Annotated in this window: 14 protein-coding genes; 4 read left to right on the top strand and 10 right to left on the bottom strand. The window is 48.4% G+C overall.

Annotated elements, in window-relative coordinates; all coding sequences use genetic code 11:
• Window positions 1–24: 24 nt before the first annotated feature.
• The gene (locus J5A66_RS05910) at window positions 25–1449 is read right to left on the bottom strand and encodes a sodium:solute symporter (protein WP_211789749.1); all 1425 of its coding nucleotides are present in this window, start codon (window positions 1447–1449) and stop codon (window positions 25–27) included.
• On the opposite strand from J5A66_RS05910, the gene J5A66_RS05905 reads away from it, so the two are divergent.
• Window positions 1439–1609: a hypothetical protein gene (locus J5A66_RS05905; protein WP_211789748.1), complete on the top strand. Its 171-nt coding sequence runs from the start codon at window positions 1439–1441 to the stop codon at window positions 1607–1609. The genes J5A66_RS05910 and J5A66_RS05905 overlap by 11 nt on opposite strands.
• Window positions 1610–1726: 117 nt before the next feature.
• Here J5A66_RS05905 and J5A66_RS05900 read toward each other — a convergent pair whose 3' ends face one another.
• The 5 genes from J5A66_RS05900 to mazG form a co-directional block, all read right to left on the bottom strand.
• A complete protein-coding gene (locus tag J5A66_RS05900) occupies window positions 1727–3283 on the bottom strand; it encodes a L,D-transpeptidase family protein (RefSeq protein ID WP_249109922.1) in 1557 nt (518 codons plus the stop codon).
• Window positions 3284–3293: 10 nt separating this feature from the next.
• Complete coding sequence (locus J5A66_RS05895; protein ID WP_211789747.1) at window positions 3294–3602, bottom strand: T9SS type A sorting domain-containing protein; 309 nt, start codon at window positions 3600–3602, stop codon at window positions 3294–3296.
• Between the two features lie 363 nt (window positions 3603–3965).
• Window positions 3966–4880: a ribonuclease Z gene (locus J5A66_RS05890; RefSeq protein ID WP_211789746.1), complete on the bottom strand. Its 915-nt coding sequence runs from the start codon at window positions 4878–4880 to the stop codon at window positions 3966–3968.
• Window positions 4881–4887: 7 nt separating this feature from the next.
• On the bottom strand, window positions 4888–5445 hold the full coding sequence (locus J5A66_RS05885) for a hypothetical protein (RefSeq protein WP_211789745.1): 558 nt from the start codon (window positions 5443–5445) through the stop codon (window positions 4888–4890).
• A 22-nt stretch (window positions 5446–5467) separates the two neighbouring features.
• Window positions 5468–6253 (bottom strand): nucleoside triphosphate pyrophosphohydrolase, encoded by a 786-nt coding sequence (gene mazG / locus J5A66_RS05880; protein ID WP_211789744.1) that lies wholly within the window; start codon window positions 6251–6253, stop codon window positions 5468–5470.
• A 124-nt stretch (window positions 6254–6377) separates the two neighbouring features.
• Here mazG and J5A66_RS05875 point away from each other — a divergent pair, with 124 nt between their 5' ends.
• Window positions 6378–7361 carry an aminodeoxychorismate synthase component I gene (locus tag J5A66_RS05875; RefSeq protein ID WP_211789743.1) on the top strand — a complete coding sequence of 328 codons (984 nt, stop codon included), beginning with the start codon at window positions 6378–6380 and terminating at the stop codon, window positions 7359–7361.
• Window positions 7345–7947, top strand: a complete 603-nt coding sequence (locus tag J5A66_RS05870; protein ID WP_211789742.1) for an aminotransferase class IV — start codon at window positions 7345–7347, stop codon at window positions 7945–7947. Before J5A66_RS05875 ends, J5A66_RS05870 begins: the two co-directional genes overlap by 17 nt.
• Before the next feature lie 399 nt (window positions 7948–8346).
• Here the strand turns inward: J5A66_RS05870 and J5A66_RS05865 are convergent, their stop codons facing one another.
• Genes J5A66_RS05865 through J5A66_RS05855 form a run of 3 tightly spaced genes read right to left on the bottom strand, consistent with a single transcriptional unit; the run spans window position 8347 to window position 12969 of the window.
• A complete protein-coding gene (locus J5A66_RS05865; protein WP_211789741.1) occupies window positions 8347–9714 on the bottom strand; it encodes a glycoside hydrolase family 57 protein in 1368 nt (455 codons plus the stop codon).
• A gap of 25 nt (window positions 9715–9739) precedes the next feature.
• Window positions 9740–11008, bottom strand: a complete 1269-nt coding sequence (locus tag J5A66_RS05860) for a glycosyltransferase family 4 protein (protein ID WP_211789740.1) — start codon at window positions 11006–11008, stop codon at window positions 9740–9742.
• Window positions 11009–11022: 14 nt separating this feature from the next.
• Window positions 11023–12969 carry a glycogen debranching enzyme N-terminal domain-containing protein gene (locus tag J5A66_RS05855; RefSeq protein ID WP_211789739.1) on the bottom strand — a complete coding sequence of 649 codons (1947 nt, stop codon included), beginning with the start codon at window positions 12967–12969 and terminating at the stop codon, window positions 11023–11025.
• Between the two features lie 246 nt (window positions 12970–13215).
• Between J5A66_RS05855 and J5A66_RS05850 the strand changes: the two genes are divergently transcribed.
• Window positions 13216–13920, top strand: coding sequence for a Crp/Fnr family transcriptional regulator (locus J5A66_RS05850; protein WP_211789738.1), 705 nt, complete (start codon window positions 13216–13218; stop codon window positions 13918–13920).
• Here the strand turns inward: J5A66_RS05850 and J5A66_RS05845 are convergent.
• A complete protein-coding gene (locus J5A66_RS05845; RefSeq protein ID WP_211789737.1) occupies window positions 13917–14852 on the bottom strand; it encodes a diacylglycerol kinase family protein in 936 nt (311 codons plus the stop codon). The genes J5A66_RS05850 and J5A66_RS05845 overlap by 4 nt on opposite strands.
• Window positions 14853–14859 lie beyond the last annotated feature (7 nt).

Here is a 14859-nt window from a genome sequence, read left to right as displayed (position 1 = left end):
TTGGCTTGAATAAGGGAGATGCATCTACCGGGAACCTCGACGACTGGCGAGCAGCAATCCGCCAAAGGTGAGCAGACCGTTGAGCAACAGCAGTTCGTAGCCGAATCGATAGTCTGCAAGGCGTTGCGTCATACTGTCGAGACCGAAGCAGAGCAGCGGAGCGGCAATCGTCACCGCCGGTACCCACACGCCGTTTGCCTGGCGACGTGTGAAAAGTGCAAAGGCAAACAGTCCGAGCAGCGGTCCATAGGTATAGGAGCAGAGAATGTAAATGGCATCGATCACCGAGGTGGAGTTCACCACCCGAAATAGCAGAATGAACGCCACGAATGCCAGGGCCATCGCCAGGTGCACGCGTTTGCGAAAAGACTCGTCGTCGGCGCGCCCACAGAGGTCGACGCAAAAAGTGGTGGTGAGCGCTGTGAGCGACGAGTCGGCACTGCTGAACGAGGCCGCTACGATACCGATGGTGAAGAGCACCAACACCAGTCCGCCCAGCGAACCGCTGGCTGCAAACATCGGCAAGAGTTCGTCGCCCGATGCCGGCAGAGCGATCCCCCGCTGCGTGGCAAGCATCGAGAGTAGTACGCCCAGCGAGAGAAATAGCAGATTGGCCGGAACAAAAGCAAATCCATAGCAGCACATATCTTTCTGCGCCTCGCGCAGCGTTTTGCACGTAAGATTCTTCTGCATCATATCCTGGTCGAGCCCCGTCATGACCACCACGATGAAGGCTCCACTGAGAAATTGTTTCCAAAAGTTCTGCGTCGAAAGCCAGTCGCCGAACACAAACACGCGGCTGCGCTCATCTCTCATCACCGCCTCTGCCGCCTGGCCCATCGTCATCCCCAAAGCCTCCACCACCTGGTAGAGGATGAGAATCAGAGCCGCAAACATGCAAAATGTCTGGAAAGAATCCGTCCATACCAACGTGTTGATGCCACCACGACGGGTGTAAAGCCAGATCAGCGTCACCATCGCCACCACCGTCAGGGCGAACGGAACACCGAGGGCATCAAGCACGAAACGTTGCAGAATCATACAAACGACGTAGAATCGAACAGCCGCCCCCGTCATCTTCGAGAGCAGGAAGAAGGAGGCTCCCGTGCGATAGGCCGATGAACCCAGTCGATGGTTCAGATAGGAATAAATCGTGGTGAGCCGCAACCGATAGTAGACGGGTAGAAGTAGAAATGCCACTAAGAAATACCCCGCAATAAAACCGATGCAGGTTTGTAGATAGGTCATGCCGATAACGTTCACCATGCCCGGCACCGACACGAAGGTGACACCCGAGATGGAGGCTCCCACCATGCCGAAGGCCACCATATACCACGGCGACCGGTTGTCGGCACGGAAAAATGTGGCATTCGTGGCGCGGCGCGAGGTGAATCGACTCACGAGCAGCAGAAGGCTGAAATACGAAAGGATGGTAAGAATGATGGTCATAAGTGGCGGCAAAGGTACGAAGAAAAGATGGCAAAAAAATCCCGATGCCAACAGCATCGGGATTTTTTATGGTCAAATTTGTGGAGAGGATGGATTGCTTTACTTGCCGGAGATCACTTCCTGGTATGCAGGAGATGACTTCCTGGTATGCAGGAGATGACTTCCTGGTGTGCAGGAGGTGACTTCTCGATGTGTGGGAGATGACTTCCCGATGTGTGGGAGATCATCTCCCCAATAGCATGCGATGGTTGGTGGGGGGTGTCTTCCGGTGCATCTCTCATTCGATATAATTCTTGAGCCAGCCATACAGCACCTGGTCGTAGCCGTAAACATCGGGGTAAGACCGCATCGCGCCCCGCTTGTCGGGATAGAGCGTGTAATAGGCGATGAAGACGGGAATCTCTGGATTCACTCGCAGACTGTTCATCAGTTTCGACCTGTCGGGCTTCTTCCATTCCGTGCTCTGGGCATCCGATGGGGGAGGATAAAGATTCACCTCCATCGAATATTTGATTTTCTCGATGAGTCTCTCATCTTTGTCGGCGAGCATGAATACGGCCAAGTCGAACGGTTGCTCAACGCGGATGCAACCGTGCGAAACGCCGCGGTTGTCGCGGGCGAAGGCTTCTTTCGACGATGTGTCGTGAATGAAGATGGAAAAGTTGTTGGCGAATCGGAAGATGATTCGGCCCAGTGCATTGCCTTCGCCGCCAGACTGCACGACGCAGTGATCGGGACTGAGCAGGAGGGCTGTCGTGAGGCGGTTCAGATCGACGGGTCGACCACTCCTCCTTTCGCGCACAACATAGCGGTGGGATTCGAAATAGGCCGGATCGGCCACGTGGCGCACCATCTCCTTGCGGATGATGCTCCGCGGGACAACCCATTGCGGATTGATGTCCATCCGCATAATTCGACTGGTGAGCAATGGCGTCTTCGTGGCGACATTCCCGCAAGCCATGCGCATGGTGAGCACGCTGTCGCCCCGCACGGCGTCGAGATGGAAGGAGGGGATGTTCACCCAGATGTATTGATCATGGTTTTGCGGGATGTCTGCCAGTCGCCACCTGCTGCGCTCCAGATTGCAGAGTGTTTTTATTCTCTCGGAGGGCGAGAGGCTCTGTCGTTTAAGTCTGGCTAAAAATGTTTGATAAAGCGGACTCTTCGGCTGAACCTCGTGCAGGAAGATGGCCACCGAATCGTTATAAATCTTGCGCAGCGCAGCCCAATAGAAATTTTTGGTGGCGTGTTCCATGGCGACGTCGAAAAGGGCACGGTAGGATTTCCCGGTCGAGTCGCCCTCGTGCACGTCAAGCCGATTGAACACCCAGGCGGGATTGACAAACCCGAATCGCTGTCCCGAGACATACCGCAGAAAGGCCTTGGTGAGATTGTATTCCAGTCGCGCCATCACCAGGTTGAGTGCGTTGCTACCGGTGTCGACCTTGAGCGTGCGCACCCGACGCAGATCAGCTTCTATCTCCTCTACCCTAAATTTCCGCCGACTGAAGCCCAATGCTTCTACTTCATGGAGATGGGCCAGCAAACTGTCGGCACGTGCATCTACTCCCTGTCGGTCGATCCACAGAAAATTCCCGCCGCCACGATAATAACGACGTGTGCGACTGTCGGGCTGCAACGAATCGTTGTCTGCCCGTGCCAGTCGCACGATGTTGGCTCGGATGCGATGGGAATTGAGTCTGAAGGCCGAGGAGTCTAACTCTTGATAGTCGGCCGAAGAATAATTCTTGTTAGATGAGGTCTTTTCCTCGTGGCAGGAAACAATCGCCACCGCCCAGAGGACAACAAGAAAGGTGTATTTGCCTATTTTCAAATCAGAAAACTTACCTGATTGCGATCTTGCGCACCACTTTTCCCACTTTCACGATGTAGCACCCCTTGGGGAGATTGAGTTCGAAGCGTTTGTCCGAACTCTCCACCTTGAGATAGACTACCCGAATGCCTGCCACGTCGTAGATGGCCAGCATCTGTCCTGCGGCTCCCGAAACGTGGAGGGTGGACTCGGTGACGGTGATGACGATACTCTGAAAATCGTTGTCGATGAGCTCGATCGCGTTATTCGCCCTTGTTTCAATGGGATTGCCCATTAGTATGGTTGCGAGAAGGGATAGGGTGAGTAAAACTTTTGTCATACGTAGGCTTTGTTTTGCAATTTGCTTGCAAATATAAGGCTTTTTGGTGGAAAACGAGGCCCGACTCTTATAAAAACTTGTGAAGCACAAGTGGTTGATTCGGGATTTCTGCTTCGTACCCCTACGAAAGCTCGAAAATGAGAGGAACAGGTCTTCGTACCCCTACGAAAGCTCGAAAATGGGAGGAACAGGTCTTCGTACCCCTACGAAAGCTCGAAAATGGGAAGAACAGGTCTTCGTACCCCTACGAAAGTTCGAAAATGGGAAGAATAGGTCTTCGTACCCCTACGAAAGCTCGAAAATGGGAGAAACGGGTCTTCGTACCCCTACGAAAGCCCATTCGGGGGCAGATTCAATGAGAGACTATACGTTGATGACGAGTCCTTCCTGTGCCAGGATGGTGTTGGGAAAAATGGTTTTCGCCTCGTTGAGTAGCACTTTTTCGTTATCGTAACGTGCACTGTAATGTCCCAACATCAATTGCCCCACTTTCGCTGCCGCCGCCACCTGAGCCGCTTGGGCTGCCGTACTGTGGTAGTACATCCGCGCCCTACCCTCGCTCTCGCTACCGTATGTGGCTTCATGATAGAGCAGATTTGCGCCTTTCACCTCTTGATGTAGCTGCGGCATATAGCGTGTGTCGCTGCAATAGGCGTAAGAACGAGCCGGAGTGGCAGGTTGCACGAGTCGCGCGTTGGGGATGGGGAGTCCGTCGCGCCCCACCCCATCGGCTCCTTGTTTGATGTTGTTGATCTGACTCAGTGAAATTCCGTAGAAATCGATCATGTCGCGACGGATGTGCGGCAGTAGCGGTTTTTCTTTGAAAAGGAATCCACAGCAGGCAATGCGATGCTCTAAGGGGAGGGTTTCTACGGTGAGGCTCTTGTCTTCGTAGATGATGTTTCGTTGGGTCGTATCTACGGGATGAAAATCGATGTCGAATTCGAGTCCTGTGCAGAAGAAGTCGATCTGTTGTTGCAGGATAGGTTGAAGATCGACTGGCGCATAGATCTGTAGCGGAGCCGTTCGACCTAATAGTCCGAAGGTGGAGATCATGCCGATGAGTCCGAAGCAGTGGTCGCCGTGCAGATGCGAGATAAAGATGGCCCGGAGCCTGGTGAAGCGGATGTGCGAACGGCGCAACTGCACTTGTGTGCCCTCGCCACAGTCGACCATAAAAAGTTTCCCCCGCACCTCTACCACCTGCGAGGTGGCATTGTGGCGGAGGGTGGGCAGGGCACTTCCGCAGCCTAAGATGTGCACTCTGAAGGGTTCCAAGGCCTTTCTATTTTTGTCGTTTAAAGGTGAAAATACCGTGCGCGTTCTCGAGATAGAGCGAGTCGGCCCCCAACGTATTCACCTCAAAGGTGTCTTTGTTGAGCACCAGTCTACCGTTGAACACTCTCCACGACGTCCACGGATGTGTTTCTTCTTTGATGGCAGAGTTGACCGTTCCGTCTTCCATGATCTCAAATTGCTTGTCGATGCTTGCCCATTTGCCCAGAAGGGTGGTGAGATTGATCACACTGGTGGCAATGTTTTCACCGTCGGCATTCCGGAAGCCCAACACCGCCAACTTGTCGCCCGCCAGGAGTCCACCCCGAACGGGCGAGTTTTCGTCGAGGTCGATCAAATAGGTCAGCGTATCGCCCTGCGTGGTGATCAGTTCCAATGTATGCATGGCCGTGTTTTCCCCGCACACACCATAGAGGGTGGAATCGCCTGCTTCGTCGGTAAGAGTGGTATCGGTTTCTGCACTCTTTTTATTCTTAGAGTCGACACATGAAATGGCTATTAATATGCCCGTGATCAACAATAGCGTGGTTAAAATCTTCTTCTTCATATCTTTTCAATTAAATGGGAACTCAATTGTCAATTCTCTTCGCTTCGTTCCAGAGTCGGTCCATCTCTTCGAGCGACATTTCGGTGAGCGGTTTGCCCGCTTTGATGGAGTGTTGTTCAACGTAATTGAAGCGACGGATAAATTTTTGATTGGTGCGTTCGAGGGCGTTGTCGGGATTGAGGTGATAGAGCCGCGCGGCGTTGATGATACTGAAGAGAAAGTCGCCCAGTTCCTCTGTCGACCGTTCCTTGTCCTCTTTTTTTAGTTCTGCCTCCAACTCATCGAGTTCCTCACGCACCTTTGCCCACACTTCGGCTTTATTCCGCCAGTCGAACCCCACGTTCCGGGCCTTATCTTGGATGCGGTAAGCCTTGATCACGCTGGGCAACGCATCGGGAACACCCGAGAGTACGCTCGTGTTGCCGTCTTTTTCTTTTAGTTTGATCTGTTCCCAAGTTTGTAGTACCTGTTCCACGCTGTTGGCCTTTTGTTCGCCGTAGATATGCGGATGACGGAAGATCAGTTTGTCTGCTTCTTGATGACAGACGTCGGCAATGTCGAAGCTACCTGTCTCGCTCCCGATGCGCGAGTAAAAAAGAACATGTTCGAGCACATCGCCCAGTTCTTTACAGATATTCTTCATGTCGCGTTTGGCCAAAGCGTCGTACAATTCGTAAGTCTCTTCTATGGTGTTGGGCCGCAAACTCTCAAAGGTTTGTTTCTTGTCCCAGGGACACTTTTCGCGTAGGTCGTCCAGCACATCCAACAGACGGCCGAATGCCTCCAACTTCTCTTCTTTCGTATGCATAATGGATTTCTTTACGTGATTCAAAAGTGTTGCAAAGTTACGAAAATTTGTTTGCCTTCGTCTCCGATGCAGCCATATTTCGTGTATTCTTCGTACATTTGCGCCATTCAATACACGAAGAACAATGAAGTTTTACGACAGAACTGAGGCCCGGTGTCGAATGAACGAGTTGGCCCGCCAAGGTATTCCTTATCTTTTTGTTATCGACTATGAAGGTAGCCGGGCGTTGGTGGAAGCTGAGCAGGATATTGATCCCGACGAACTACTCTATAGCTTCAACGGCGTAGGCAATGCCGAACAGTTGCACCGCCAGCCTATCGGTCCAATAGATTGGCAGATTCACCCTCCCACATTCGAAGAGTATGCTCGCAGTTTCAATATCGTTCGCAAACAATTGTTGGATGGGAATAGCTATCTGGTGAATCTCACCTGTCGCGTGGGGCTGACAACCGATCTCTCGCTGCGCGACATATTTCTGTGCGCCGATGCGCCCTATCGCCTTTGGTTGCGTAACACATTAGTGTGCTTCTCACCAGAACCGTTTGTTAGGATCTGTCATGGAGAAATTTCGTCTTTTCCGATGAAAGGTACGGCGGATGCAACCCTCCTTGATGCTGCTGACCGTCTGATGAGTAATGAAAAGGAGGCAGCCGAACATGCCACTATCGTCGATCTGATTCGCAACGACCTGAGTATTGTCTCAGACTGCGTGCGGGTGGTGCGCTATCGCTATCTCGAGACGCTACAGACTCACAAGGGACCTCTCTTGCAAACCAGTTCGGAGATTCGCGGTCGGCTTTTTCCTCATCTCGTCCATCGACCCGGCGACATCCTTTTCTCACAATTGCCGGCAGGTTCTATCACTGGTGCTCCCAAACGTAAAACAGTGGACATTATCGCTGATGCTGAAACCTACCGTCGCGATTTCTACACGGGTGTGATGGGTCGTTGGAGCAATGGCTCGCTCGATAGTGCCGTGATGATTCGCTTCATCGACCAAACCGACGGCCAATTCTATTTTAAAGCCGGTGGAGGTATTACTGCTAAGAGTCTTTGCCGCGACGAATACCAAGAGATAATCGATAAAGTGTATGTCCCCATTCATTGAAACCATTCGTATCGAGAATGGTCGTCCCTTGCATCTTTCTCTGCATCAAGCGCGAATGGAAACTACCCGTAGCCGGTTTTTCCCTCAGGCACACCCCCTTTCTCTACACAAACTGCTTTCAGATGCACCCCGTTCTTCCGTCGGTCGCATCAAGGCACGCATCGTCTATGGAGCTGATGGTGTTGTAGAAAAATCCTACCAGCCCTACATTCTACGCCGGATAGAGCGTTTGCGATTGGTGATAGACAATGAGATTGATTATGCCTACAAAAGTACTGATCGACAATCTCTACTCCATCTTTTAGAATGCCGTGGAGATTGCGATGACATCCTCATCGTGCGCCGTGGACTCCTCACTGATACCTCTTTCACCAATATCGCGCTCTTCGACGGCCATCGCTGGCTCACCCCCGCTCAACCTCTACTGCAAGGCACCATGCGCCACGCTCTTCTCTCGAGTGGACTCTTGGTCGAGGCCAATATCTCTGCCTCTGCTTTACCATCCTTCCAGTATGTGATGCTTTTCAACGCGATGATTGATGCGCACGAAGTTGTATTGCCCATTGGAGTAATTGACAATCCTTAATTGGTTATTAGGAAATCAAAGGGAATAGTTGTTTTTAGACCTAATGACCAATTGGAGGTTAACAAAGCGAGTACAACCCACTTTCATAATGGTATAGTACACCTTTAATGAAGAGTATAGTACACCCCTAATGAAGAGTATAGTACACCCCTAATGAAGAGTATAGTACACCCTTGGTGAAGAGTGTAGTACACCCTTGATGAAGAGTGTTTAATATCTTTGATGGAGAGTTTTTGTTTGTAACACTTTGCTTGCAAAATCTCTAATGACCGATTGGGGCTTAAATGACGAGTTGACAAGAACGACCCATAGGGGAACCTCCTTGCCAACTCGTCAAATGATTAACTCGTTAACTGAAACCTTGTTAACTTATTAATTAAAATCCTCTATTAATAAGATTCAATCTTCTTTTTTCTTTTTAACCTTTGCTGTCGTTTTATCCATCTTTGCTCGGAGTTTATCTCCTTCGGCCTCGATTTTAGCGATCTTGGTTTGCAGGCGGGCAATCTCCTTTTCTTTCATTTGGATTTCGTCGCCTTGGTTTTTGATGGTGGTGAGGAGGCTGTTGAGTTCTTCATTATCAATGTCTTCGGGATATAGGCTGTTGACACGGTTGATGAAGTCGCCCAGAATGTTCATGTAGTTGGTAAAGGCATCAAAGGGGCTACTGTAGATGCCCCGATCTACGCCTACGCCAGAGGCTTTGGTGGTGATGAATCTCAGGTTGTTGGAGGCTTGGAGATAGTCCCAGTCTTGATTGATGCGGACGTCGTTGGCAATGCGTACACGATCGGCTACACTGTAGAGTTTATTAAAAGCTTCGCGCTGCATGGGGTTACCCAACCAGCTGCTGACATCGCGTTCTTCATCAGTCCAGGAAATGGCGTAGGGCACGTCAAGAGAACCTACGCTCTTGAGCTTAGTGCAGAGTTCGGTAGGTGTGGAGAAAGTGATGCCTGCGGCTTTGGCACAGCCTGGGAGGGCTTTCATAAATTCGAGGATATTACTGGAGAGAGGTTGGGCGATACCTAAAGCCGAGAGTTCCATGAAGATATTGATGACTTGTTCTTCGTCGGGCAGGGCTGAGATTTTACGGATGTAACTGTCGGCAAAGAGGGGGTATTCTTCCCAATTGCTGTTGTTGAAGCGTAGGGAGATGTCGTCGCTAAGGCGCACGTCGCGCAGGAGCAGTTTGAGGTTAGGCGAAAGGGTGCAATGATAGAGATAGTGTGGTGACTTCCAGCCGAGAATGTGCTTGGCTCCTTCGGTGAGCATGCCTTTAAATCCCATCTGCGAAGCTTTTAGTCCAATGTCATCGTTATAGATGAGCGATGAGTTGCGTAGCACTTTGGGCTTCTGTCCGAAGTATTCTTTGATCTTCTGGCTTTGTTTTTTCACTTCGGCCTCGAAACAATCTTCGTTGATAAGTGAGGAGAGTCCGTGGGAATAGGGCTCGGCGAGAAATTCTACACAACCAGTTTCGTTAAGTTCCTGTAACTTATCGAGCACTTGCGGTGCGTGCATTTCGAGTTGTTCGATACCTACACCTGAAAGCGAGAAAGCTACTTTGAAGTATCGGTCGTTGGCTTTTACCATCTCTAATAAGGCATTGAGTGCGGGCATGTACGACCGCTCGGCTATATCGGTGATAGTACGTTCGTTTTCGTAGTCGTCGTAATAATAATGGTCGGTACCGATGTCGAAGAAACGGTAGCGTTTGAGATGGATAATCTGGTGTATCTCAAAATATAGACATATCGTTTTCATTGTTGTTCTTTTTAATGTGCTGTTATTAGTTGTTGTTGATGGTTCTCTCGTAGAGGGTGCGAATCCAGCGGCCTACTTTCTCCCAAGTGATTTGGTCTACTTCATTTTTACCCTCCTCTTGCAGATAGTGGAAGAGACTATCGTTGTGGCAGATGGAGTAGATTGCGTCGGCCATGGCGTGGATGTCCCAATAGTCTACCTTGATACAGGTATTTAGAATTTCGGCACATCCGCTCTGTTTAGAGATGATGGTGGGTGTGCCACACTGCATGGCCTCAAGTGGCGAGATACCGAAAGGTTCGCTCACGGAGGGCATCACGTAGACGTCAGAGGCTTTTAGACACTCGTAAACCTGCTTTCCACGCATAAAACCAGGGAAATGAAACCGATCGGCAATGCCGCGGTTGGCAGCAAGATAGATCATTTGATCCATCATATCACCCGACCCTGCCATGCAGAAACGCACGTTACGGGTGCGGTGTAATACCATGTTGGCAGCCTCGACAAAATATTCGGGCCCTTTCTGCATAGTGATTCTTCCGAGGAATGTCACTAATTTTTCCTTCCCTTCGTGGTTCTGTCGCGGAATGTCCATCAGTTCTTGTGCCAAGGGATAAACGGCGTTGTGAACGGTGAAACACTTGCGTGGGTCTTGGTGGTATTGGTTGATGACGGTCTGTCGAGTCAGTTCAGATACGCACATAATGCAGTCAGCGTTATCCATTCCGTCTTTCTCGATGGAATAGACTGTGGGATTTACCTTTCCACGAGAGCGATCAAAGTCGGTGGCATGTACATGGATGCACAGCGGTTTGCCTGAGACGTGTTTAGCATGGATACCCGCAGGATAGGTAAGCCAGTCATGTGCGTGGATAATATCGTATTCCTGTTGGCGTGCTACCACACCGGCTACGATGGAATAGTTGTTGATTTCTTCGTGCAAATTGTCCGGATAACGCCCTGAGAACTCAATGCAACCTAAGTCGTTGACGTTCATATAGCTGAAGTCGGCATAGATATGGTCGCGTAGTTGGTAGTAAAAATCGGTATCCATGACATTGTTCAACCGTCCTTTCAGATACTCATGATCAATGTCTCTCCATACTACCGGCACGCAGTTCATCGCCACAATATTAGCTGCCGTCTTGTCTTCATCGCCCCAGGGTTTGGGCAGACAGAAAGTAATCTGCATGTCACCCTGTGCATGTAGTCCTTCGGTAATGCCGAAACTCGCTGTACCCAAACCGCCAAGGATGTGAGGAGGATACTCCCAACCAAACATTAGTACTTTCATTTTCGTTCCTCCTGTTATTGATATGAATACCTTTCAAGCAATTCTAATGTGCGAAGTATTTCGGCAACATTCATTGCAAACGAAATGGCCCCGCGTCCATGGAATGGTGGATTACCGTCGAAGAGTTCGGGAATTGTACCCAAACAGTGGTAAAACATTTCGTCTTCATAACCCACCATTTGTCGCTCGATGAAGCTGAGTCGTGTTCGTTTGTAGAGTTTTAGACAAGCTTCCATATAAAAGCCGCCCAGCCAGGGCCATGCTGTACCTTGGTGATAGGCATAGTCACGTTGAATTTGCGCTCCCACATACATGGGATTATAACCGCCACTTTTTGGTGAAAGAGACCGCAATCCCTTTGGAGTCAGCAATTCACGAGTGCATACATCCAGCACCGTTTTCTTTTGATTTTGATCCAATGGAGAATAATCCAACGCCACGGCAAATATCATATTGGGTCGAACACTCCAATCTACCATGTTGCCATCCACATAATCATATAGATAGCCATACTCATTCAAGAAAGTTGTCACGAAAGATTTTTTGCATAAAGCAGCATGTCTTTCTAGTTCTTCGGCTCTCTTCTCGTTTCTATTTTCTGCCGCCATCGTAGCCGCAAATTTAAGAGCGTTGAACCAAAGAGCATTGAACTCGACGATAAAACCAGAGCGTGGAACTGCCGGACGTCCGTTAATGGTAGAATTCATCCAAGTTACAGCTTGGTTTTTTCCATTGGTTCTTACCAGTCCGTTTGTTTCTACAAAAAGATTAGGATGTTTACTGGCGAGGATATAATTGATAATGGCTTCTATCAATCGGCCGTATTTCTCCAAACATTTAGATTTTCCCACCTCGCGTGCATATTGCTGGATGGCCCAAATGGCCCAGAGCAAAACATCTGGTTGTTCTATTTCCGCAATTTTCACTGTAAGGGGTTTTCCTTTCATGAATTCACGAAGTCCTTTTTCGGCGGTTTTCATCACCGCTTCAAAATAATCTTCCTCTTCAATGGCAAGCGTTAGTCCTGGTAGAGAAATAAAGGTGTCGCGGGCACGACACTTGAACCACGGATAACCAGCCAGCAAATAATGATCGCCTGCGTTTGTATTGATGTGGAATTGGTGTGCTGCATTCACTAGACAGTGAAAGAAATTGTCGCGCGGACTACGTTCTTCCACCTCTGTCTCAAAAAGTTTACTCAGCCCTTTGGTTTTAAACTCTTGGATAGAAGCCGAAAAAACGATACTCTCACCTTTCTTAATATCCACCTCGAAATAGCCCGGCACGTACAAATCTTCATTAGAAGCGTAACCGCGTTCTTGTTCTTTGGTGTATTCTACGCCGTGATACCAATCCGGTTGAAAAACAAAATTGTTCTTCTTGCTGAACTGCATGTACAAGTCGGGATAGCCAGCATACATACAAGTTTTGATTCCGTTCTCGACAGAGAAGTATTCACGCGAGGCCACAGAATTCTCATGCGTGAATTGTCGCACGCTGCGGAAAGCCAAAAACGGTTTGAAATGGAGTATTGTTGCCGAATGAGCATCTTCCAAGGTGTACCGAATAAGGATTCTATCTTCGAAGTGTTGGAAAACCACTTCCTTCTTTAATAGCACGCCACCCACGCGATAGAGTGTCGTTGGCACTTTATCGCAATTAAATTCTCTGATGTACTTGTGTCCTTTCGGACTGTAGTTGTCCCCTTGATACTTGTGCAATCCCAAGTTGAACTCTGCTCCATGTTGGATAACCGATACATCCAGTGCCGACAACAACACATGGTTCTCATCGTCAAGTTCAGGAACCGGAACAACCAATAAACCGTGATACTTCCTCGTATTGCAGTCTACGATAGACGAACACGAGTAAGCTCCCGATCTGTTTGTCCGTAATAATTCCTTAGGCAAAGCTTCTTCAAGATTTGTCATTAGGGATTTTTCAAATCGTATATAACTCATAAGCTATATTTTAGGTTTAAATATTAGTAGCTAAACAGAGGAGGGTAGTTGCACCTCTGTTGACTTCAAAAGTACAAAATAATCATTTCTCCAACAAATTATTAGTCGTTTAAATGTAGAAATGAGATGTTTTTATATGGAAAAGAATAAAAAAGAGAACAAAAAAACTGTCTTACAGAAGAAAAGTCGTAAATTTGTGACTTCATAAATAGAGCAATAAATCTAACAAACAAAAGCAATTGTGCTATGGCAACAGAAATAGGCATCAGCAAGGTTGAGGCAATTAAGATTATTGCAGCCTTATGGCATCCCCTCACCAAGGCGCAACGGAAAGTGCTTTTGAAGAGTATGAAGATAAGGAAGTTCGAAAAGAACGAAGTTATCTATAGGGGTTCCGACAGCCCTAGAGACTTGATGTGCCTTGTTTTTGGCAAGGTGAAAGTCTACAAAGAGGGAGTCAGTGGCAGAAGTCATATTCTCCGCGCCATCAAATCGATAGACTTCTTTGGCTATCGGGCTTTCTTTGCCGAAGAAGATTACAAGACTTCAGCCATGGCTATTGATGATTGTGAAGTGGCCTTCTTTCCGATTGAACTCATTGCTAATATGATGAAGGAGAACAACGCCATGAGTATGTTCTTCCTTAAGCACTTGGCAAAATTGCTCGGAACCTCTGATGATCGGACGGTGAGCCTTACTCAGAAACACATTCGTGGAAGATTGGCCGAGACGTTGATCTTCTTAAAAGATTGTTACGGTGTGGAAGAAGATGGTGTGACATTATGTATCTACCTCAGTCGGGAGGATCTAGCCAGTATGTCTAATATGACAACGAACAACGCCATACGCACATTGTCCGCCTTTGCAGCAGAAGATCTTATCGAAATAGACGGCAGAAAAATAAAAATTATAGAGGATAAAGATCTCAGGAAGGTGAGCCGGATAGGTTAATCAGGCATTAGAAAGTTGATGATTTCCTGTTCAACCTCAATCGTAAAAGGGCCTACAGGAGTTGCCAACTGTCGCCCGTCAATACCGATTGGGGCACGGTTTACCTCCAATACCTCCACTCTGCGTGTGCGATAAGGGTGCACATTGCGATGATTGAGAAACTTACCGCGCAAGAACAGATAAATTCCTTCAAACAATTGCATCATCTGTGGATGATAAACCACAGAGACATCCAGCAATCCATTATAAGGAACGGCATTGGGTGTCTGTCCATATCCCACGCTGTTACCTATACAAACGGTCATCATTTTCCGCTTCAGTTCATCTTCATTAATCTTCAAGCGCATTTTATATTCCAATCGTTGGAAGATTAAGAGAATAAAAGAGAAGATAAAAGATAATGTACGTGAACCGAAAAATCGCCGTGTTTTTCGGCGTAGATTCATAATGGTAGCAATCAATCCGATATTGATACAATTGAGAAAATACCGTCGGCAAGTTTCTCCTTTCTTGTTTTTATAGCGTATATAGCCCAAATCCACCTTTCGGATGCGTCGTTGTTTCAGTCCTTGGATGATTGTTTCCACCTCGCCTTCTTTCAAACCCCAGAAATGTGCAAAGTCGTTCATCAATCCGTTGGGAATCACTCCCAATGCGATTTCGTCTCGTATTTCTTTCTCAACTTGCATCAAACAGTTCACTGCATCGTTGAGAGCGGAGTCGCCACCAACGATAATAATTGTTTTATATCCATTGTTGACTAGCATTTTAATGAGTCGTTCCACACTGCCAGTGTTTTCACTTTGAATCAAATCAAACTCAATATCATTGTCGACAAGACTCTTTTCTATCTTGTCCCAGTGCACTCCCGAACTGTACAATCCTCTCTTAGGACAATACAACACCCCCCAACGCGTACTATTTACTGCCATCAATCTT

It is taken from the genome of Prevotella sp. oral taxon 475 (assembly GCF_018127805.1).
GTDB lineage: Bacteria > Bacteroidota > Bacteroidia > Bacteroidales > Bacteroidaceae > Prevotella.
The sequence above is the reverse complement of the archived record's forward strand: the minus strand, read 5'-3'. Positions and strand labels throughout refer to the sequence as shown.